The sequence below is a fragment of the Streptomyces sp. NBC_01408 genome (genome assembly GCF_026340255.1).
Classification (GTDB): domain Bacteria; phylum Actinomycetota; class Actinomycetes; order Streptomycetales; family Streptomycetaceae; genus Streptomyces.
Map to the genome: position 1 here is coordinate 617,356 of NZ_JAPEPJ010000001.1, position 19,558 is coordinate 636,913.

A 19,558-nucleotide genomic window follows, 5' to 3' on the forward strand; every position below is an offset into this window, starting at 1 on the left:
GACCCTAAACCGGCCCTGGCCCGAGTGCTCAGGGATTTCCCCCGTCACGGCCACGGCCGGGCACGGTCACCCCGGACGCGGAAACGGCGGACGCGGAAACGGCGGACGGCCGGCAACCCGCGCGGGGTTGCCGGCCGTCCGCCGTCGGATGTGCCGTGCCGTCAGGAGGCCACGCCGGCCTTCCACTCCGCCCAGCTCATGTTCCAGCCGTTGAGGCCGTTGTCCGCCTTGATGATCTTGTCCGGGGAGTTCATCACGGTGACCACGTCGCCGATGAGCGAGTTGTCGAAGAACCACGCGCCGGGCTGCTCGGGGTCGTTGGCGCCCTTGGCGTCGTTCAGACCGACACAGCCGTGACTGGTGTTCACCTTGCCGAAGATCGAGTCGGATCCCCAGTAGTTGCCGTGGATGAAGGTGCCGGAGGTGGACAGCCGCATCGCGTGCGGGACGTCCTTGATGTCGTACTCGCCCTTGCCCTCTTCGTTCTTGAAGCCGACGGTGGCGCCGTCCATCCGGGTCTCCTTGAACTTCTCGGAGATCACCATCTGACCGTTGTACGTGGGGTTCGCCGGGGCACCGGCCGAGATCGGGATGGTCTTGAGGACCGCGCCGTCCCGGGTGACCGTCATCGTCTTCGCCTTCACGTCGACGGTGGAGACCTGGCTCCGGCCGATCTTGAAGGTGGCGGTCTTGTTCTGCACGCCCGCGACGCCCGGTGCGCCCTGCACGCCCTGGAGCTCCAGCTTCAGGGTGACCGTGGAGTTCGCCTGCCAGTACTGCTCGGGGCGGAAGTCGAGCCGCTGGTTGCCGAACCAGTGGCCGACGACCTCCTGGCCGCTGCTGGAGGAGACGGAGATGGCCGCCTGGACGGCCTTCTGGTCCTTGATCGGCTTGTTGAAGGTGATGGAGACCGGCATGCCCACGCCGACCGTCTGGCCCTCCTCCGGGACGAACGAGCCGATGAAGCTGTTCTCCGGGGAGAGGGTGGTGAAGGAGGAGTTCTCGTGCGCCTCGCGCCCGGCCTCGTCCTTCGCGGTCGCCGCCAGGGCGTACTTCGTGGAGCGCTTCAGCGCGGCGTCGGGCTTCCAGCTCTTGCCGTCGGCGGCTATCTTGCCGGCCACGGCCGCGCCCTCGGTGGTCTTCAGCTCGACCTTGGTGAGCGTGCCGTCGCTGACGGTGACCCCGGCCCCGTCGTTCAGGGCGACGTTGGTGGAGCCGTCCTTGGGGGAGATGGCTATTCGAGCCTTGGAGGCGTCCTTCGCCGCCGCCGCGTCCACCTCCGCCTGGGACTTGCTGGCCTCGCCGTTCCCCTTCGGCTCAGCGCCCCCGTCGTTGCACGCCGAGAGCATCAGTACGCCACCGAGCACGGCGGATACGGCCACCAGGGACCTTCTCCGACGCTTGCTGTCCGTCCTCACACGCCACTCCATCGTTGCCGGAAACCCCGAGGCTGCCGTCCCGGGGTCGGGCCGGGCAGGGGGACGCGCCCCCTGCCTCGCCCTGACAACGCGTTAACGTCGCGGATCGGTTCCACATTCCGTTCGAATGTGGGCAACCCCACGGTCAGGCGTTGTCGTTCTCTTCGTCGAAGTCCCCATCTTCCCCGTCCAGGTCCCACTCCATGGACTCGGGGTCGTATTCGACGGGCTCGCTGCTCCAGGAGGCCTGCGCCAGCTCCACTCCGGGGATGTCGGCGACCAGGTCGGTGGGGTCCACCAGGTAGGCCAGGGCCTCCGATTCGTCCTCCCGGACGGCGGCCTCGGCGTGGCCGCGCTCGTCGTCCGGCATGAACTCGTCGGCCTTGATGTGGTCGAGCGCGGCTCCGGTGAGTGCCTGCGGATCCGGCACCTCAAGCACCAAATCCACCCGAAGTCGTACGTATCGTGATGTCTCAGAAGGGTTCATACGACGGAGCGTAAGCCCGCGGAACCCCCGGCTTTCCCACGACCCGCCCCTTTCCGTAGCATCACCGCACACGGCCAATTCGCTGCTGCCACAAGGGGGATCGCACCGTGTCCGCACGTCGACCGCTGCTCACCGCTCTCGGAGCGACCACCCTCCTCGCCGCCCTCTGGTTCGTGCCCTCCGCGGGCGCGACCGCACCCGGGCACCCGGCGGGCGCTTCCGCCGCGCCCGCGGGGGCGAACACCACCGGGACGGCCCCCGCCGCTTCCGGTCCGGCTTCCGGTTCCGGCCCGGACACCGGCGCCGGCACGGAGCCGCGTACGGCCGCGCAGGCCGCGCCCGCCCCGCTCTCCCTGGCCGACACCGGCTCCGTCGACACCACGCCCTACGTGCTCGGCGGCACGCTCTGCCTGTTCCTGGGCGCCGGGTCCGTGGCCTTCTCCGTACGCCGCTCCCACGCCCGGTAAGCCTGCGGACACTCCCCCGGGCCCGGCCGGCCCGGGGTACGGGAAAGGGCCGCCCCGGAGGGCGGCCCTTTCCGTGCGTACGGAGCCCGTCAGGCGAGCGGACCCGTCACCGCCTCCACGGCCGTGACGAGCGCGCCGCTGCGCACGAACGCGTCGGCCGCGGCCAGGTCGGGGGCGAGGAAACGATCCGGCCCGGGACCCTCGACACCCGCCGCGCGGGCGGCCTCGATCGCCGCCAGGCTGGCCGGGGCCGCGGTGAGCCCGTGGCGCAGCTCGATGGCCCGGGTGGCCGCGTACAGCTCGATCGCGACGATCCGGGTCAGGTTGTCGATCGCCGTACGGAGCTTGCGCGCGGCCGACCACCCCATGGAGACGTGGTCCTCCTGCATGGCGGAGGAGGGGATGGAGTCGGCGGACGCGGGCACCGCGAGCCGCTTCATCTCGCTGACCAGCGCGGCCTGCGTGTACTGGGCGATCATCAGGCCCGAGTCCACGCCCGCGTCGTCCGCGAGGAAGGGCGGCAGTCCGTGCGAGCGGTTCTTGTCGAGCAGCCGGTCGGTGCGCCGCTCGGCGATGGAGCCCAGGTCGGCGGCCGCGATGGCGAGGAAGTCCAGGACGTAGGCGACCGGGGCGCCGTGGAAGTTGCCGTTGGACTCGACGCGGCCGTCGGGCAGGACCACCGGGTTGTCCACGGCGGCGGCCAGCTCGCGGGAGGCCACCAGGGCGGCGTGCGCCATGGTGTCGCGGCCCGCGCCGGCGACCTGCGGGGCGCAGCGCACGGAGTACGCGTCCTGCACGCGCGGGGCGGACTCCTCCTGGAAGTGCCCGGTGAGCCCGGAGCCCTTCAGCACGGCGGCCATGTTGGCGGCGGAGGCGCCCTGGCCGGGGTGCGGGCGGATGGCGTGCAGCTCGGGCTGGAGGACCTTCTCGGTGCCGAGCAGCGCCTCCAGCGTCAGCGCGGCGGTGATGTCGGCGGAGGTGTAGAGCTTGCCGAGGTCGGCGAGGGCCATGACCAGCATGCCGAGCATGCCGTCGGTGCCGTTGAGGAGGGCGAGGCCCTCCTTCTCGCGGAGCTCGACGGGCTCGATCCCGGCTTCGGCGAGCAGTTCGCCGGCGGGGCGGACGGTCCCGTCCGGGCCCTCGGCGTCGCCCTCGCCCATGAGCGCGAGCGCGCAGTGGGAGAGCGGCGCGAGGTCGCCGGAGCAGCCGAGGGAGCCGTACTCGTGGACGACGGGGGTGATCCCGGCGTTCAGGACGTCGGCCATGGTCTGGGCGACGGAGGGCCGTACGCCGGTGTGCCCGGAGGCGACGGTCTTGAGCCGGAGGAACATCAGCGCGCGGACCACCTCCCGCTCTACGCGCGGGCCCATGCCGGCGGCGTGCGAGCGGACGATGTTGCGCTGGAGCTGGGCGCGCAGCTCGGGACTGATGTGCCGGGAGGCGAGCGCACCGAACCCGGTGGACACCCCGTAGACGGGCTCGGGCTTGGCCGCGAGGGCGTCGACGATCTCGCGGGCGCGGGCGAGGGCGTCGAGCGCCTCGCCGGACAGCTCGACCCGTGCGTTGCCGCGGGCGACGGCGATGACGTCCTCGGCAGTGGTCCCGAAGGGCCCCACCACGACAGTGTGCATATCCATATTCAGCACCCTACGGACTGAATCGCTTCATGTCACCCCTTCCGAACGCGCCGCTCGCACGGGCCGGATTTTCAGCCCCTCCGGCGTTTGAGGAGCGGGGTCCGGGGCGGACGCCAGCAGTGGAGCGGCGGGATCACGGCCGCCCCCGGAAACGGCGGCGTTCGCCGACGGCAGCCTCGGCGGCGGCGTCGGCCAGGCGCACCACGGCGGTGTCGCGCCCCGCGACGACCGGCTTCGGCGAGCGCGCGGCCTTGGCCTTGTACTGGGCGGCGTCGGCCAGCCGGAACAGCCGCCTGGAGGAGGTGACCAGCCCGATCGGATCCCCGGTGGACGCCACCCCGCAGGCCACGCCCTCGCCCAGCTCCAGCGCGGCCGCCCGGGTGCACAGCTCCTCGGTGACCCGTACCACCTCGTCGGCGGTCGGCCCGACCCCCACCAGGCAGAACTCGTCGCCGCCGAGCCGGGCCACCAGCGCGCCGGGCAGTATGGCCCCGCACAGGCTGAGCACCGAGCCGAAGCGCTCCAGCAGCCGGTCGCCCATGGCGTGGCCCAGGGTGTCGTTGACCTTCTTGAGCCCGTTCAGGTCGCAGACCACCAGGCTGACCACGACCCCGGTCCGCCGGTGCTCCTCCAGCGCCTCGTCGAGCCTCATGTCGACCGCCCGCCGGTTGGCGAGGCCGGTCAGCGGGTCGGTGAAGGCGAGCCGCCGGGCCTCCTCCAGCCGCTCGTTCTGCGCGAGCCCGGCGGCGACCACGGCGGCCAGGACGGTCGCGAACTCGGCGTCGTCCTCGTCGAAGTCGGGCAGCCCCTCGTCCCGGGCGACGTACAGCTCCCCCCAGGCGCGCCCGCTGAGCACGACGGGCGCCACCACGCAGGTCCCCCGTCCGCGGCGGCGCAGGGCCTCGCCACGGCGTCCGGGCCGGTCGCCGCCGGCGTTCTCGACCCAGGCGTGGGGGCCGCCGCCACCGGCCCACCGCTCGTGCAGGAACTCGGTGATCTCGGGGAAGTCGTGCACGGGATAGGACTCGTCTTCGGGGAACTCCTCCTCCCCGGGACGCCGCTCACCCTCGTTCACGAGCACCCGCAGGCGCCCCCGCTCCCGCTCCCACGCGGAGATCGCGGCGAACGAGCCGTCCAGCGCCGTCCGCGCCCCCCGCGCGGCCGCCCGCACGCTGTCCCGCGGCGCGCAGGCCGCGGCCATCGCCTGCGCGAGGCCCACGACGGCTCGTAGCCGCCCGTCAACTCCCATCACCCCAGGTTAGGGAGTTTTGTCCGATTTGGTGATAATTGGCGCGACATCACTCGGCCTCGCCGGCGTTTGAGGCGCGGGGGTCCGGGGGCAGAGCCCCCGGCAACGGCGCGGCAGACGGGCTACTGGCCGGGCCAGTTCGGCTTGCGCTTCTCGTTGAACGCCGCCACGCCCTCCGCCCGGTCCCCCGAGAAGGCCACCGTCCGCCAGGCCGCGTCCTCGATCTCCAGCCCGGCCGCCAGGTCCATGCCGTGGCCGAGCCGCAGCGCCCGCTTGGCGGCACGCAGCCCGACCGGGGAATTCGCCGCCATCCGCCCGGCGAGGGCAAGCGCCTCGGCCGTGTCCTGCCCGGCCGGAACCACCGAGTCCACCAGGCCCAGGGCCAGCGCCTCGGCCGCCTCCACCCGGCGCGCCGTGAAGATCAGCTCGGCGGCCCGGGCCGCGCCCACCCGGCGCGGCAGCAGCTGCGTGCCCCCGCCGCCCGGGATCACCCCCACGGACACCTCGGGCAGGCCGACCACCGCCGTCTCGTCCGCCACGATCACGTCGCAGGCCAGCGCCAGCTCGAAGCCGCCGCCGAGGGCGAAGCCGTGCACCGCCGCGACGGTGGGCACCGGAAGCTCCAGCACACCCCCGTACGCCCCGCGCGTGGTCGGCCGCTGCCGCACCAGCTCGGCGTCCGACAGCGAGTTGCGCTCCTTGAGGTCCGCCCCGACGCAGAACGCCCGCCCGGCGCTGGAGGAGAGCACCACCACCCGTACGGAAGGATCGGCGGCCAGCGCGGCGCAGGCCGCCCCGATCGAGCGGGCCATCTCCGTCGACACGGCGTTCATCGCCTTGGGCCGGTCCATGACCAGCTCGGCGACGTGCCCGTCGCCCTCCCGACGTACCGCGACGAACTCTCCGAAGCGCTGCTCAGACATCCTGCGACCCTCCCGGTTAACGAGCGTTACCCGGGCAGCTTAGGGGGTGTCCGGCGGGCCGCGCCGGATCGGGGAGCGGCTTACGCGGACCCCGCCCGCTTGCGCCGCGTCAGCGACCACGGCTCCACGACCCCGAGCCCGCGGACCGGCCGCTGCCACATCGGCTGGAGCGCGAAGCGGTAGGCCGTGCCCTCCTCGGGCGACGCCTCGGCCTCCTTCTCCGACACCGGCGCGGCCCCCGTCCGGGCCAGCTCCTCGGCCATCGCCCCGTCCACCAGCACCGCGTCCTTCGGCGCTATCGACGTCAGCCGGCTCGCCAGGTTCACCGTCGTGCCGAAGACGTCGCCCATCCGCGTCGTCACCGTGCCGAAGGCGATCCCGACCCGCAGCTCCGGCATCTGCGGGTCCGCCTCCATGGTCTCGATGAGCCGCAGCGCGATCTCCGCCGCCGTAGCCGCGTCGTCGGCGCAGTACAGCACCTCGTCGCCGAGCGTCTTGATCAGCCGGCCGCCGTGCGCGGCCACCAGGTCCGCCGACGTCGTCTCGAAGGACTCGACCAGCTCGCCGAGCTCCTCCTCCTCCAGCCGCCGCGTGAGGCGGGTGAAGCCCACCAGGTCCGCGAAGCCCACCGCGAGCCGCCGGTCGACCATCTCGTCGTCGTCCGCCACCTGCACCACGCGCCCGGTGGCCGCCGCCAGCTGGCGCCGCCACACGTAGACGAGGAACTCCTCCAGCTCCGGCAGCAGCAGCTCGACCAGCGGGTACGTGACCTCCGTACGGGTCATCCCCGGCTCCGGCGGCTCCGTCAGCCCCTCCAGGAAGGAGTCGATCTGCCACTCCGCCAGCCGCGCCGTGGTCTGGCCGGTGGACCGCGCCACCTGCACCGCCATCGGCTCGGACAGCAGCCCGGCCTCCACCAGACCGGCCAGCCGGCGCAGCGCCAGTACGTCGGCCTCCGTCAGCGCCTTGGCCTGGCCGATGTCGGCGAAGCCCATGGCCCGCCAGAAGCGCGAGGCCAGCTCCATGGAGACACCGGCGCTACGGGCGGCCTGGAAGGGCGTGTAGCGGCGCTCGGCGCCCAGGATCAGCTGTTCCAGCCGGATGGCGAGGGGGTCGGCCGTCGGCTGCGCCGTGTGGTCGACCTCGTGGTGGGGCGTGTGCTGATCACGCCCGATGGGGGTGGCCGGACTGGATCCGGACGCACCAGATCCGGACGCACCGGATCCGGAGGACGCGCTGGACGTAGGGTCGTCGACGGTCAAGGGCCGCCTCCTGTCCATTCCGTGCGCACTGCCCTGCCGAACCGGTTGATCACCGGGAGGACCGGGATCGCCTAAACCATACGGCAGGTGTGCCGTACCTCACTCCCTCTCCCGGCGGGCCGCTCTCCCTCCGGACGCCTTTCGCCGGCTCGTGAGGACGTACGCGCTCGTCACGCCCGCTCCCGCGCCCCATCGCGCGTCCGCCCTCACTCCCCGTCGCATCCCTTCGGCCCACCGGCCAGGCCGGACGGGCCGGACCGGGGCCGTCAGTGCACGGAACGGAGGTGGATCACGTCGCCCGCGCCGACCGCCTCGTGCTGTCCTTCCGCCGTACGGATGACCAGGCGGCCGTCGGTGTCGACCGCTTCGGCCGTTCCGGTGAGCGTGCGGCCGCCGGGCAGCTCCGCGCGCACGTGCCGGCCCAGGGTGGCGCAGCCCGCCGCGTAGGTCTCCTGGAGGCCGCTGGCCGCCGGGTCGCCGCCGGAGGCGCGCCAGTTCCCGTACCACTGCTCCAGGGAGCGCAGTACGGCCCTCAGGAGCGGGTCCCGGTCGGTCACGGAGGCCTTGGCCAGAGCCAGGGAGCCCGCGGCCGGCACCGGCAGCTCGTCCTCGGTCAGGGTGACGTTGAGCCCGATCCCGAGGACCACGCCGTCGGCGACCCGCTCGGCGAGGATCCCGCCGGTCTTGCGCTCCTCGCCGTCCACGCTGACCAGCAGGTCGTTGGGCCATTTGAGTGCGGTGTCCACGCCCGCCGCCCGGGACAGGCCGGTCGCGGTGGCCACCCCGGCCAGCAGGGTCAGCCAGCCCCACCGCTCCTGCGGGACCGCGTCGCCCGGCTTGAGCAGGACGGAGAAGAACAGCCCGGACCGGGGCGGTGCGACCCAGCTCCGGTCGAGCCGCCCGCGCCCGGCGGTCTGCTCCTCGGCGACGAGTACGGCCCCCTCGGGCAGCCCTGCGGCCCGGGCGGCGAGGTCGCTGTTGGTGGACCCGGTGGCCGCGACCACGTCGAGGGAGGTCCACAGCCCGCCCTCGGTGACGACGGCCCGCTGGAGCGCGGCGGCATTCAGGGGCGGCCGCTCCAGGCTCGACCAACGACCGGCGGAAGCACCTGCTGAGGCATCTGATGGCATGATCGGATTCCTTATGTCGCCGTGTGTCATCCTCTGACCCGGGATTGCGTTCGGATCTTGACTGACCCTAGCTTCCGGCCTGTGGGGAATTCTGCGGTAAAGAGGGCATTCAGGTTCCGTTTCTACCCTGACGACGCGCAGGCAATGGAGCTGTCCAGGACACTCGGGTGTGTGCGGAAGGTCTACAACCTGGCGCTCTCCGCCCGCACCGAGGCTTGGACTCGCCGAGAACGGGTGAACTACGCACAGACCTCAGCGATGCTCACCGCATGGAAGCGGACTGAGGCACTGGCCTATCTCGGCGAGGTGTCCTGCGTGCCCCTCCAGCAGGCGCTACGGCATCTGCAGAGCGCTTCCTCCGCTTTCTGGGGGAAACGGTCGCGCTACCCGCGGTTCAAGTCGAAACGGAAGTCCCGGGCAAGCGCCGAGTACACCGGAGCCGACCACCGTGACTGTGTCCCGGGACTCGGCTGGCCGCTGGTTCGTCTCCGTGCTGTTCGAGGACACACCTGCCCTGCTGCCGCCTGCCACACAGGCGGTCGGGATCGATGCCGGACTGACAACCCTCCTCACCCTGTCCACCGGCGAGAAGATCACCAACCACGAGAACGCGGCGATCAACCTTCTGGCCGCCGGGCTGGCGGTGTCTGCCTGTGGAGCGGGCGTAGGTCCTCGGCGGGAGTCCTCCCGGACGTGGCAGCGCGCGATGAAGCAGGAAGTCCCACCCGCGAGGGTGGGATCCCCTCCCTTTAGGGAAGGTGGCGAGGCCAAGCAACCCACAGTAGGTGTGTCAAACGCCGCACTGCCGAGCGCCATGCCCGCCGTTACGCTACGCACCAGTAGCCAGCAGTAGTCAATCAATTGACCAGGCCGTTGACACCACGCAGGGAGCCGCGACCCCGATGTCACAACCCTCAGAGCCGATCGACATGCACACCACCGCGGGGAAGATCGCGGACCTGCAGCGCCGCATCGACGAAGCCACCCACGCCGGGTCGGCGCGGGCCGTGGAGAAGCAGCACGCCAAGGGCAAGCTGACGGCGCGTGAGCGGGTGGCGCTCCTCCTCGACGAGGGTTCCTTCGTGGAGCTGGACGAGTTCGCCCGGCACCGCTCCACCAACTTCGGGCTGGAGAAGACCCGCCCGTACGGCGACGGCGTCGTCACCGGGTACGGCACGGTGGACGGCCGCCCGGTCGCCGTGTTCTCACAGGACTTCACGGTCTTCGGCGGCGCCCTGGGCGAGGTCTACGGACAGAAGATCATGAAGGTCATGGACTTCGCCCTGAAGACCGGCTGCCCGCTCGTCGGCATCAACGACTCCGGCGGCGCCCGCATCCAGGAGGGTGTCAGCGCGCTCGGCATGTACGGGGAGATCTTCCGCCGCAACGTGCACGCGTCCGGGGTGATCCCGCAGATCAGCCTCGTCGTGGGGCCCTGCGCGGGCGGCGCCGTGTACTCCCCCGCCATCACCGACTTCACGGTCATGGTCGACCAGACCTCGCACATGTTCATCACCGGCCCCGACGTCATCAAGACGGTCACCGGCGAGGACGTCGGCTTCGAGGAGCTGGGCGGGGCGCGGACGCACAACAGCACGTCCGGCGTCGCCCACCACATGGCCGGGGACGAGAAGGACGCGATCGAGTACGTCAAGTCCCTGCTGGCGTACCTGCCGTCGAACAACCTGTCCGAGCCGCCGGCGTTCCCGGAGGAGGCGGATACCGAGGTCACCGACAGCGACCGCGAGCTCGACGTACTGATCCCGGACAGCGCGAACCAGCCGTACGACATGCACACCGTGATCGAGCACGTGCTCGACGACGCGGAGTTCCTGGAGACGCAGTCGCTCTTCGCGCCGAACATCCTCACCGGCTTCGGCCGGGTCGAGGGCCACCCGGTGGGCATCGTCGCCAACCAGCCGATGCAGTTCGCCGGCTGCCTGGACATCAACGCCTCCGAGAAGGCGGCACGGTTCGTGCGGACCTGCGACGCCTTCAACATCCCGGTGCTGACCTTCGTGGACGTCCCGGGCTTCCTGCCGGGCACGGACCAGGAGTACAACGGAATCATCCGGCGCGGCGCGAAGCTGATCTACGCCTACGCCGAGGCCACCGTCCCCCTGATCACCGTCATCACCCGCAAGGCCTTCGGCGGCGCGTACGACGTCATGGGCTCCAAGCACCTCGGCGCGGACCTCAACCTGGCCTGGCCGACCGCCCAGATCGCCGTCATGGGCGCGCAGGGCGCGGTGAACATCCTGCACCGCCGGACCATCGCGGAGGCCGCTCCCGAGGAGGTGGAGGAGGTCCGGGCCCGTCTGATCGCCGAGTACGAGGACGCGCTGCTGAACCCGTACACGGCCGCCGAGCGCGGTTACATCGACGCGGTGAGCATGCCGTCCGAGACCCGGGCGCACGTGGTGAAGGGGCTGCGGCAGCTGCGCACCAAGCGGGAGTCCCTGCCGCCGAAGAAGCACGGCAACATCCCCCTCTAGCCCTTCCAGGAGGTCTCTGTGGTGATCAAGGTCGTCAAGGGCAACCCGACGCCGGAGGAGCTGGCCGCCGCACTGGCGGTGGTCCAAGCGCGCGCCGCGGCGCTGGCCTCCCAGCCGTCGGGCGCGCAGCGGGTGGCGGACGAGTGGTCGGCTCCGGCCCGGGTGGCGCGCCACCGGCTGCCGCAGCCGGGGCCGCGCGCGTGGGGCCGTACGTACTGGCCGGGATAGACCCCGGCAGCGGTGGTGGCCGCGGGCGCACGCCCGCGGCCACGCCCCGCCTCCCGGCGCAGCAGCCGGCGCAGCCGTCCGCCCAGCCCTCCGCGCCGACGCCATCGTCGCGGGCGACGTCCTGTGCTCGGTGACCTCGAAGGGCAATCTCGCGATGCTCCAGATCACCGAGGTCAAGCCGTCGGGCCGGACGTACGACCCGCCCGGCTACGCCGGCAAGCTCACGCTCTGGAAGCAGCCCTCCGGCGCCAAGCCGTAGGGAATCCCGGGAAAGCCGTAGGGGACCCGGGGAAAGATGGCGGGAACGGACGGTGGCGCCTGAGTACCCGTACTCAGGCGCCACACCAGCCTCGGGGCCAGGATCGGGGCATGCTCTGGTCCGACCCGAAGAACGAGCCGCCCAAGGACATGCGCGACGCGCAGGCGATGATCCGGCGGCTGACCGTGGTGCTCGCCGTCGCCATGCTCGTGGTGGTGTACGTCCTGGGCGTGGACATGAGCTTCTAGACGAGTAGGCACGTCGGGCTCTCCCCGCCCTGTCCTGGCGACGGGCCGGGACCGCCGGACCGCCGGACCGCCCCCGGTGGGGCCCGGCCGCGCCCCTACGATGACCCCATGACTGTTGACCACCCGCTGCCCGCGAACGGGCGCCAGCTCGTCCTCGCCTCCGCGTCCCCCGCCCGGCTGAACCTGCTGCGCCAGGCCGGGCTCGCCCCGCACGTCATCGTCAGCGGCTTCGACGAGGACGCGCTGGACCACGACGAGCCGGCCGAGCTGGCGCTGGCGCTGGCCGAGGCGAAGGCGGCCGTCGTGGCGGCCCTGGACGAGGCCGCGGGCGCCCTGGTGATCGGCTGCGACTCGGTGCTGGAGCTGGACGGGGAGGCGCTGGGCAAGCCGGCGGACGCCGAGGAGGCCACCGCCCGCTGGAAGTCGATGCGCGGCCGGGCGGGCGTCCTGCGCACCGGGCACTGCGTGATCGACACGGCGAGCGGGCGTCAGGTCTCGGCGACGGCGTCCACGACGGTCCGGTTCGGCGAGCCGACGGACGCCGAGGTGGCGGCGTACGTGGCGAGCGGCGAGCCGCTGCACGTGGCGGGGGCGTTCACCCTGGACGGGCTGTCGGCGCCGTTCATCGAGGGCATCGACGGGGACCACGGGAACGTGATCGGGCTGTCGCTGCCGCTGCTGCGCTCCCTGCTGGGCGAACTGGGTGTATCCATCACGGATTTGTGGGCCTGAGCTCCCCGGGCGCGGGCGGCGGCGCGTCCTGGATCCCGGTCCGGGCGGGCTGGGCCGCGTAGAGCGTCAGGGCCAGGACCAGGAGGCAGAGGATCACCATCACCGCCGCGAAGGCGGGCCACCCGACGACGGCGACGGCTATCGCGCCGAGCAGGCCGTGGGTGACGGCGGCGGTGATGAGCACGATCCGGGCGGACCGGCCGGGGGCCCGGTCCCGCAGTGCGGCGACGGCGAGGAGTACGGCGCACAGCACGAGGAAGGCCCCCATGCCCGCCCCCAGCGCATAGGTCGCCTTGGACATGACCTTCGGATCGCTGCCCGCGATGGACATCGACTGGCTGGCCGTGGTCCGGCCGAGCACGACATGGACGAGTACGAGCACCGCCGCTTCCGCGACGAGCACGATCGCGGCCAGCGCGGCCACGAGTCTTCGCAGCACGATGACTCCACCCCCCTCACGTCACAAGCCTGTTCGACGCCCTGGAGGCTACTAACGGGTAAACGTACGGACAAGGGGTTCGGACGGCTTCGTTGCGCCAGGGGCTCCGGACAGTGATCAAGCAAAGAATTCATGGGCCGTTCGTAGGGACTCGACAAAGAATCGCCCGGGCCCGCTGACCTGGAGCACAGCGACCCCGACGATGCGACGGGGTTACTGTGCAGTCGGCGATCCCCCTTACGAGGGGCGCCACAAGGGCTTTCCAGCCTAGAGACGGACTCGAATCACACTCCGTGTGGGCAAGCTCACCACTGGATAAGGGTCGTAAGGCCGTGTGGGCTGTCCCTAAACTCAGCTTGTTTCAAGGAGGGAGCCATCGTGCGCAAGGTGCTCATCGCCAACCGTGGCGAAATCGCTGTCCGCGTTGCTCGGGCCTGCCGGGATGCCGGAATCGCGAGCGTAGCCGTCTACGCCGATCCGGACCGGGACGCTCTGCACGTCCGCGCGGCCGACGAAGCTTTCGCGTTGGGCGGTGACACCCCGGCCGCCAGCTACTTGGACATCTCCAAGGTCCTGCAGGCCGCAGCCGATTCCGGTGCGGACGCCATCCATCCCGGATACGGGTTCCTGTCCGAGAACGCGGAGTTCGCGCAGGCCGTCATCGACGCGGGCCTGACCTGGATCGGCCCGCCGCCGCAGGCCATCCGCGACCTCGGCGACAAGGTCGCCGCCCGGCACATCGCCCAGCGCGCCGGCGCGCCGCTCGTCGCCGGTACGCCGGACCCGGTCTCCGGGGCCGACGAGGTCGTCACGTTCGCCAAGGAACACGGCCTGCCGATCGCGATCAAGGCCGCCTTCGGCGGTGGCGGTCGCGGTCTGAAGGTCGCCCGGAACCTCGAAGAGGTGCCGGAGCTGTACGACTCCGCCGTCCGCGAGGCCGTGGCCGCCTTCGGCCGCGGCGAGTGCTTCGTCGAGCGCTACCTCGACAAGCCGCGGCACGTCGAGACCCAGTGCCTGGCCGACAGCCACGGCAACGTGGTCGTCGTCTCCACCCGTGACTGCTCGCTCCAGCGCCGTCACCAGAAGCTGGTGGAGGAGGCCCCGGCGCCGTACCTCTCCGAGGCCCAGAACGCCGAGCTGTACGCCGCCTCGAAGGCGATCCTGAAGGAGGCCGGCTACGTCGGCGCCGGCACGGTCGAGTTCCTGGTCGGCACCGACGGCACGATCTCCTTCCTGGAGGTCAACACCCGTCTCCAGGTCGAGCACCCGGTCACCGAAGAGGTCACCGGCATCGACCTGGTCCGCGAGATGTTCCGCATCGCCGACGGCGAGGAGCTCGGTTACGGGGACCCTGTCCTGCGCGGCCACTCCTTCGAGTTCCGCATCAACGGCGAGGACCCGGGCCGCGGCTTCCTGCCGGCCCCCGGCACGGTCACCAGGTTCGCCGCCCCGTCCGGTCCGGGCGTCCGCCTCGACGCGGGCGTGGAGTCCGGCTCGGTCATCGGCCCGGCCTGGGACTCCCTGCTGGCCAAGCTGATCGTCACCGGCGCCACCCGCCAGCAGGCCCTCCAGCGGGCCGCCCGCGCTCTCGCCGAGTTCGAGATCGAGGGCATGGCCACGGCCATCCCCTTCCACCGTGCCGTCGTCGCCGACCCGGCCTTCGCCCCGGCGGAGGGACCCTTCACGGTCCACACCCGCTGGATCGAGACCGAGTTCGTCAACGAGATCCCGGCCTTCACCGCTCCGGCCGCGGACGACACCGAGGACGAGCCGGGCCGCGAGACGGTGGTCGTCGAGGTCGGCGGCAAGCGCCTCGAGGTCTCGCTGCCGTCCTCGCTGGGCATGACGCTCGCCCGCACGGCCGCCGCCGGTGGCGCGAAGCCGAAGCGCCGCGCGGCCAAGAAGTCCGGTCCCGCCGCCTCCGGCGACACCCTCGCGTCCCCGATGCAGGGCACGATCGTCAAGGTCGCGGTCGAGGAGGGCCAGCAGGTCACCGAGGGCGAGCTGGTCGTCGTACTCGAGGCGATGAAGATGGAGCAGCCGCTCAACGCGCACCGCTCCGGCACCATCGTGGGCCTGACGGCCGAGGTAGGCGCCTCCCTCACCTCCGGCGCCACCATCTGCGAGATCAAGGACTGACGTCCTTGCCGGGGCTCCGCCCCGGACCCCGCGCCTCAAACGCCGGCGGGGCTGGAATTGCCGCCATGCGGCCATTCCAGCCCCGCCGGCGTTTGCGCGGCACCACCCGGCCCCGCCGGGCACAATCCAGCCCCGCCGGCGTTTGAGGCGCGGGGTCTGGGGCGGAGCCCCAGGACACGGCGCCGCAGGCTACCGACGCCGCATATCCGCCACCCGCGCCCGCTCCGACGCCTGCTGCTCCAGCAACCCACCAGGCGCACTCCGCAGCTGAGCGGTGGGCCCGCCCCGCCTCTGCACCGGCAGCGGGGAGTCCCGTCGAGGCCGCCGCCCCTGCATCCCGTCCACCCCGCCGGAGGCAGACGCCCCGCCCGCCACGGTGATCTGCACGCCCTGGTCCGCCAGCGCCTGCAACTCGGTGGCCGCGCGGTCGTCGTGCGGTGGCGGTTCGTCCGTCACCAGCCGGGTCATCACATCGGTCGGCACGGTCTGGAACATGGTGTCGGTGCCGAGCTTCGTGTGATCGGCCAGCACCACCACCTCGGCGGCCGCCTGCACCAGCGCCCGGTCCACGCTCGCGGAGAGCATGTTGGACGTGGACAGCCCGCGCTCGGCGGTCAGGCCGCTGCCCGACAGGAAGGCCCGGGAGACCCGCAGGCCCTGGAGGGACTGCTCGGCCCCGCTGCCCACGAGGGCGTAGTTGGAGCCGCGCAGGGTTCCGCCGGTCATCACCACCTCCACCCGGTTGGCGTGCGCCAGGGCCTGGGCGACGAGCAGCGAGTTGGTGACGACGGTCAGTCCGGGCACCCGGGCGAGCCGGCGGGCCAGCTCCTGGGTCGTGGTGCCCGCGCCGACGACGACGGCCTCGCCCTCTTCGACGAGGGAGGCCGCGACATCGGCAATGGCGGTCTTCTCCGCCGTCGCGAGATGGGACTTTTGCGGAAAGCCGGACTCCCGCGTGAAACCGCCCGGCAAGACCGCACCGCCGTGTCGGCGGTCGAGGAGTCCTTCTGCCTCCAGTGCCCGCACGTCCCGCCGTACGGTCACTTCGGAGGTCTGGACGACGCGGGCGAGCTCCCGGAGCGACACCGCTCCGTTGGCCCGCACCATTTCGAGGATCAATTGGCGACGTTCTGCAGCGAACACGAAACTGACAGTAACCCCAACGACCGTCTGCTTTCAGCTCTTTGCGCCGGAATACCGAAGTTGTCCATAAGACGGGGCGACTAGTGGTATACGCGGTCGGTCGACTGCGTCAACCTCTCGCGCCACCACGGCGCCCCGCCCCAAAAACCTTACGGTGTGCGGGGGTTCGTGGCGGTTACGCCTCCCCGTCGGCCTTCCGCGCGTGCAGTTGCCGTGCCACCTCGGCGATCGATCCCGACAACGAGGGGTACACGGTGAACGCGTTTGCGATCTGCTCGACCGTCAGATTGTTGTCGACCGCGATCGAGATGGGGTGGATGAGTTCGCTCGCGCGGGGCGACACGACCACGCCGCCGACGACGATGCCGGTGCCGGGACGGCAGAACAGCTTCACGAAACCGTCCCGGATGCCCTGCATCTTGGCGCGCGCGTTGCGCAGCAGCGGCAGCTTCACCACGCGGGCGTCGATCCGGCCCGCGTCCACGTCGGCCTGGGTGTAGCCGACGGTGGCGATCTCGGGGTCGGTGAAGACGTTCGAGGACACCGTCTTGAGGTTGAGCGGGGCCACCGCGTCGCCGAGGAAGTGGTACATCGCGATGCGGCCCTGCATCGCCGCGACCGACGCGAGCGCGAAGACGCCCGTGACGTCACCGGCCGCGTACACGCCGGGCGAGGAGGTGCGGGAGACCTTGTCGGTCCAGATGTGGCCGGACTCCTTGAGCCGGACCCCGGACTCCTCCAGGTTCATGTTCGCCGTGTTCGGGATGGCGCCGACCGCCATCAGGCAGTGCGTGCCGGAGATGACCCGGCCGTCGGCGAGGGTGACCTCCACCCGGTCGCCGACCCGCTTGGCGGACTCGGCGCGGGCCCGCGAGATCACGTTCATGCCGCGGCGGCGGAAGACGTCCTCCAGGACGGCGGCCGCGTCGGGGTCCTCGCCCGGCAGCACCCGGTCGCGGGAGGACACCAGGGTCACCCGGGAGCCGAGGGCCTGGTAGGCGCCGGCGAACTCGGCGCCGGTCACACCGGAGCCGACCACGATGAGCTCTTCGGGGAGCTCGTCCAGGTCGTAGACCTGGGTCCAGTTCAGGATGCGCTCGCCGTCGGGCATCGCGTCGGGGATCTCGCGGGGGTGCCCGCCGGTCGCGATCAGCACCGCGTCGGCGGTCAGGATCTGCTCGGAGCCGTCGGCCGCCGTGACGATCACGTCGCGGGTGCCGTCGATGCCCTGCGGGCCGCCGAGCTTGCCGCGGCCGCGCACCACACGGGCGCCGGCCCGGGTGACGGAGGCGGTGATGTCGTGCGACTGGGCGAGCGCGAGGCGCTTGACGCGCCGGTTCACCTTGCCGAGGTCCACGCCGACGACGCGCGCGGCCTGCTCGATGTGCGGGGTGTCGTCCGCGACGACGATGCCGAGCTCTTCGTAGGACGAGTCGAAGGTGGTCATCACCTCGGCGGTCGCGATAAGAGTCTTGGAGGGTACGCAGTCGGTCAGGACCGAGGCCCCGCCCAGACCGTCGCAGTCCACGACGGTCACCTCCGCGCCGAGCTGGGCCCCTACCAGGGCCGCCTCGTACCCGCCGGGTCCGCCGCCGATGATCACGATCCGGGTCACGAAAAGTCCGCCTCACGTCTACCCGGCCGGCTGCCGCCCCGGCCGGGGGTCCGGGGGGTCTCCCCGGGGGATGCATTCCGTGCCCCATTGTCCCGCACGCTCCAAGGTGCTTCGCGCCGAGGGGAGGTCCGGGGGATCAGGGGGCCGGACAGCCCGGACACGCCACGGGCCCGGCCTGATCCGAAAGACAGGCCCTGGTCCCCTCCGTCCGGGCACGCCGTCACCGCCACCCCTCCCGTACCCTCGACCTCATGTCGCTCTACGCCGCGTACGCCGGCAACCTCGACCCGCGGCTGATGACGCGCCGCGCTCCCCATTCGCCGCTGCGCGGCACGGGCTGGATCAACGACTGGCGGCTGACCTTCGGCGGCGAGCAGATGGGCTGGGAGGGCGCACTCGCCACGATCGTCGAAGCCCCGCGCCACCAGGTCTTCGTGGCCCTCTACGACATCGCGCCGCTGGACGAGGACTCGATGGACCGCTGGGAGGGCGTCGGGCTCGACATCTACCGCCGGATGCGGGTGCGCGTGCACACGCTGGACGGCGAGGAGGCGGCCTGGGTGTACGTCCTGAACGGCTACGAGGGCGGGCTGCCCTCGGCGCGCTACCTGGGCGAGCTCGCCGACGCCGCGGAATCCGCCGGCGCTCCGCACGACTACGTGATGGAACTGCGCAAGCGCCCCTGCTGAGCCATCTCAGCCCCGCCGGCGTTTGAGGCGCGGGGTCCGGGCAGAGCCCCGGCGGCGGCGCAGAGGTCCTCGCACCCGTCGGGGGACGTTTCGGCGGAAACGACAAAGCAACGATCCGAACACCGTGAGCTGTGCCATCTACGCGCGTAGGCATCCAGCGGTTACGCTCGTCTGCGTGAACGCATCTGTTACCGATCCCCACTCTGCCGCAGACGCCGCCGCCGCGCGTCTGCGTGAGCTCACCGGCGCCGAGACCCACGACGTAGCCCTCGTCATGGGCTCCGGCTGGGCCCCCGCCGCCGAGGCGCTCGGCACCCCCGACGCCGAATTCCTGATCACCGAGCTGCCCGGCTTCCCCGCGGCCGCCGTCGCCGGACACGGCGGCAAGGTCCGCTCGTACAAGATCGGCGACAAGCGCGCCCTGGTCTTCCTCGGCCGGACCCACTACTACGAGGGCCGCGGCGTCGCCGCCGTCGCCCACGGCGTGCGCACCGCCGTCGCCGCCGGCTGCAAGACCGTCGTGCTGACCAACGGCTGCGGCGGTCTGCGCGAGGGCATGCAGCCCGGCCAGCCGGTCCTGATCAGCGACCACATCAACATGACGGCCACCTCGCCGATCATCGGCGCGAACTTCGTCGACCTCACCAACCTGTACTCGCCGCGTCTGCGCGCGATGTGCCAGGAGATCGACGAGACCCTCGAAGAGGGCGTCTACGTCCAGTTCCCCGGCCCGCACTACGAGACCCCGGCCGAGATCAACATGATCCGCGTCATGGGCGCCGACCTGGTCGGCATGTCCACCGTGCTGGAGGCCATCGCCGCCCGTGAGGCCGGCGCCGAGGTGCTCGGCATCTCCCTGGTCACCAACCTGGCGGCGGGCATCTCCGGCGAGCCGCTGAACCACGAAGAGGTGCTCCAGGCCGGCCGTGACTCGGCCGCGCGCATGGGCAAGCTGCTGACCCAGGTCCTCGCCCGCATCTGAGGCACCGGGACCGTAC

The 19,558-nt window shown here is 71.7% G+C and carries 19 protein-coding genes and 1 pseudogene; 10 read left to right on the plus strand and 10 right to left on the minus strand.

Features of this window, described 5'->3' with window-relative positions; genetic code table 11:
* Positions 1 to 161: 161 nt before the first annotated feature.
* Together OG447_RS02790 and OG447_RS02795 are read right to left on the minus strand one after the other, a co-directional pair.
* A complete protein-coding gene (locus tag OG447_RS02790; protein WP_266934593.1) occupies positions 162 to 1,430 on the minus strand; it encodes an Ig-like domain-containing protein in 1,269 nt (422 codons plus the stop codon).
* A 133-nt stretch (positions 1,431 to 1,563) separates the two neighbouring features.
* Positions 1,564 to 1,866, minus strand: a complete 303-nt coding sequence (locus OG447_RS02795) for a hypothetical protein (RefSeq protein WP_266934594.1) — start codon at positions 1,864 to 1,866, stop codon at positions 1,564 to 1,566.
* Positions 1,867 to 2,012: 146 nt separating this feature from the next.
* On the opposite strand from OG447_RS02795, the gene OG447_RS02800 reads away from it, so the two are divergent.
* Positions 2,013 to 2,372 (plus strand): hypothetical protein, encoded by a 360-nt coding sequence (locus tag OG447_RS02800; protein ID WP_266934595.1) that lies wholly within the window; start codon positions 2,013 to 2,015, stop codon positions 2,370 to 2,372.
* Positions 2,373 to 2,461: 89 nt separating this feature from the next.
* Here the strand turns inward: OG447_RS02800 and hutH are convergent, their stop codons facing one another.
* The 5 genes from hutH to OG447_RS02825 all read right to left on the minus strand — a co-directional run bounded on the left by hutH (position 2,462) and on the right by OG447_RS02825 (position 8,573).
* Positions 2,462 to 4,003 (minus strand): histidine ammonia-lyase, encoded by a 1,542-nt coding sequence (gene hutH, locus OG447_RS02805; RefSeq protein ID WP_266938723.1) that lies wholly within the window; start codon positions 4,001 to 4,003, stop codon positions 2,462 to 2,464.
* A 139-nt stretch (positions 4,004 to 4,142) separates the two neighbouring features.
* Positions 4,143 to 5,258: a GGDEF domain-containing protein gene (locus tag OG447_RS02810; protein ID WP_266934596.1), complete on the minus strand. Its 1,116-nt coding sequence runs from the start codon at positions 5,256 to 5,258 to the stop codon at positions 4,143 to 4,145.
* Between the two features lie 122 nt (positions 5,259 to 5,380).
* Entirely contained in the window at positions 5,381 to 6,181 is an 801-nt protein-coding gene (locus OG447_RS02815) for an enoyl-CoA hydratase/isomerase family protein (RefSeq protein ID WP_266934597.1), read from the minus strand.
* An 80-nt stretch (positions 6,182 to 6,261) separates the two neighbouring features.
* Positions 6,262 to 7,356: an adenylate/guanylate cyclase domain-containing protein gene (locus OG447_RS02820; RefSeq protein ID WP_266938724.1), complete on the minus strand. Its 1,095-nt coding sequence runs from the start codon at positions 7,354 to 7,356 to the stop codon at positions 6,262 to 6,264.
* A 353-nt stretch (positions 7,357 to 7,709) separates the two neighbouring features.
* Entirely contained in the window at positions 7,710 to 8,573 is an 864-nt protein-coding gene (locus tag OG447_RS02825) for a biotin--[acetyl-CoA-carboxylase] ligase (protein ID WP_266934598.1), read from the minus strand.
* Between the two features lie 81 nt (positions 8,574 to 8,654).
* Here OG447_RS02825 and OG447_RS02830 point away from each other — a divergent pair.
* The 6 genes and pseudogenes from OG447_RS02830 to OG447_RS02855 all read left to right on the plus strand — a co-directional run.
* Positions 8,655 to 9,180: pseudogene (locus OG447_RS02830) on the plus strand (RNA-guided endonuclease InsQ/TnpB family protein); the annotation flags it as partial.
* Positions 9,181 to 9,475: 295 nt separating this feature from the next.
* A complete protein-coding gene (locus tag OG447_RS02835; protein WP_266934599.1) occupies positions 9,476 to 11,068 on the plus strand; it encodes an acyl-CoA carboxylase subunit beta in 1,593 nt (530 codons plus the stop codon).
* An 18-nt stretch (positions 11,069 to 11,086) separates the two neighbouring features.
* The gene (locus OG447_RS02840; RefSeq protein ID WP_266934600.1) at positions 11,087 to 11,296 is read left to right on the plus strand and encodes an acyl-CoA carboxylase epsilon subunit; all 210 of its coding nucleotides are present in this window, start codon (positions 11,087 to 11,089) and stop codon (positions 11,294 to 11,296) included.
* 130 nt (positions 11,297 to 11,426) lie between these two features.
* On the plus strand, positions 11,427 to 11,555 hold the full coding sequence (locus tag OG447_RS02845; RefSeq protein ID WP_266934601.1) for a hypothetical protein: 129 nt from the start codon (positions 11,427 to 11,429) through the stop codon (positions 11,553 to 11,555).
* A gap of 110 nt (positions 11,556 to 11,665) precedes the next feature.
* A complete protein-coding gene (gene mmpB / locus OG447_RS02850; protein WP_266934602.1) occupies positions 11,666 to 11,803 on the plus strand; it encodes a morphogenic membrane protein MmpB in 138 nt (45 codons plus the stop codon).
* A gap of 108 nt (positions 11,804 to 11,911) precedes the next feature.
* Positions 11,912 to 12,535 carry a nucleoside triphosphate pyrophosphatase gene (locus OG447_RS02855; protein WP_266934603.1) on the plus strand — a complete coding sequence of 208 codons (624 nt, stop codon included), beginning with the start codon at positions 11,912 to 11,914 and terminating at the stop codon, positions 12,533 to 12,535.
* On the opposite strand, the gene OG447_RS02860 is transcribed toward OG447_RS02855, so the two are convergent.
* Positions 12,516 to 12,974 (minus strand): hypothetical protein, encoded by a 459-nt coding sequence (locus OG447_RS02860; protein ID WP_266934604.1) that lies wholly within the window; start codon positions 12,972 to 12,974, stop codon positions 12,516 to 12,518. The genes OG447_RS02855 and OG447_RS02860 overlap by 20 nt on opposite strands.
* A gap of 378 nt (positions 12,975 to 13,352) precedes the next feature.
* Between OG447_RS02860 and OG447_RS02865 the strand changes: the two genes are divergently transcribed.
* The gene (locus OG447_RS02865) at positions 13,353 to 15,113 is read left to right on the plus strand and encodes a biotin carboxylase N-terminal domain-containing protein (protein ID WP_266934605.1); all 1,761 of its coding nucleotides are present in this window, start codon (positions 13,353 to 13,355) and stop codon (positions 15,111 to 15,113) included.
* 189 nt (positions 15,114 to 15,302) lie between these two features.
* On the opposite strand, the gene OG447_RS02870 is transcribed toward OG447_RS02865, so the two are convergent.
* On the minus strand, positions 15,303 to 16,256 hold the full coding sequence (locus OG447_RS02870; RefSeq protein WP_266934606.1) for a DeoR/GlpR family DNA-binding transcription regulator: 954 nt from the start codon (positions 16,254 to 16,256) through the stop codon (positions 15,303 to 15,305).
* Between the two features lie 175 nt (positions 16,257 to 16,431).
* A complete protein-coding gene (locus OG447_RS02875) occupies positions 16,432 to 17,871 on the minus strand; it encodes an NAD(P)H-quinone dehydrogenase (RefSeq protein ID WP_266934607.1) in 1,440 nt (479 codons plus the stop codon).
* A gap of 251 nt (positions 17,872 to 18,122) precedes the next feature.
* On the opposite strand from OG447_RS02875, the gene OG447_RS02880 reads away from it, so the two are divergent.
* Together OG447_RS02880 and OG447_RS02885 are read left to right on the plus strand one after the other, a co-directional pair.
* A complete protein-coding gene (locus OG447_RS02880; RefSeq protein WP_215148387.1) occupies positions 18,123 to 18,560 on the plus strand; it encodes a gamma-glutamylcyclotransferase in 438 nt (145 codons plus the stop codon).
* Between the two features lie 175 nt (positions 18,561 to 18,735).
* A complete protein-coding gene (locus OG447_RS02885) occupies positions 18,736 to 19,542 on the plus strand; it encodes a purine-nucleoside phosphorylase (protein ID WP_266934608.1) in 807 nt (268 codons plus the stop codon).
* The last annotated feature ends 16 nt before the right edge of the window (positions 19,543 to 19,558 follow it).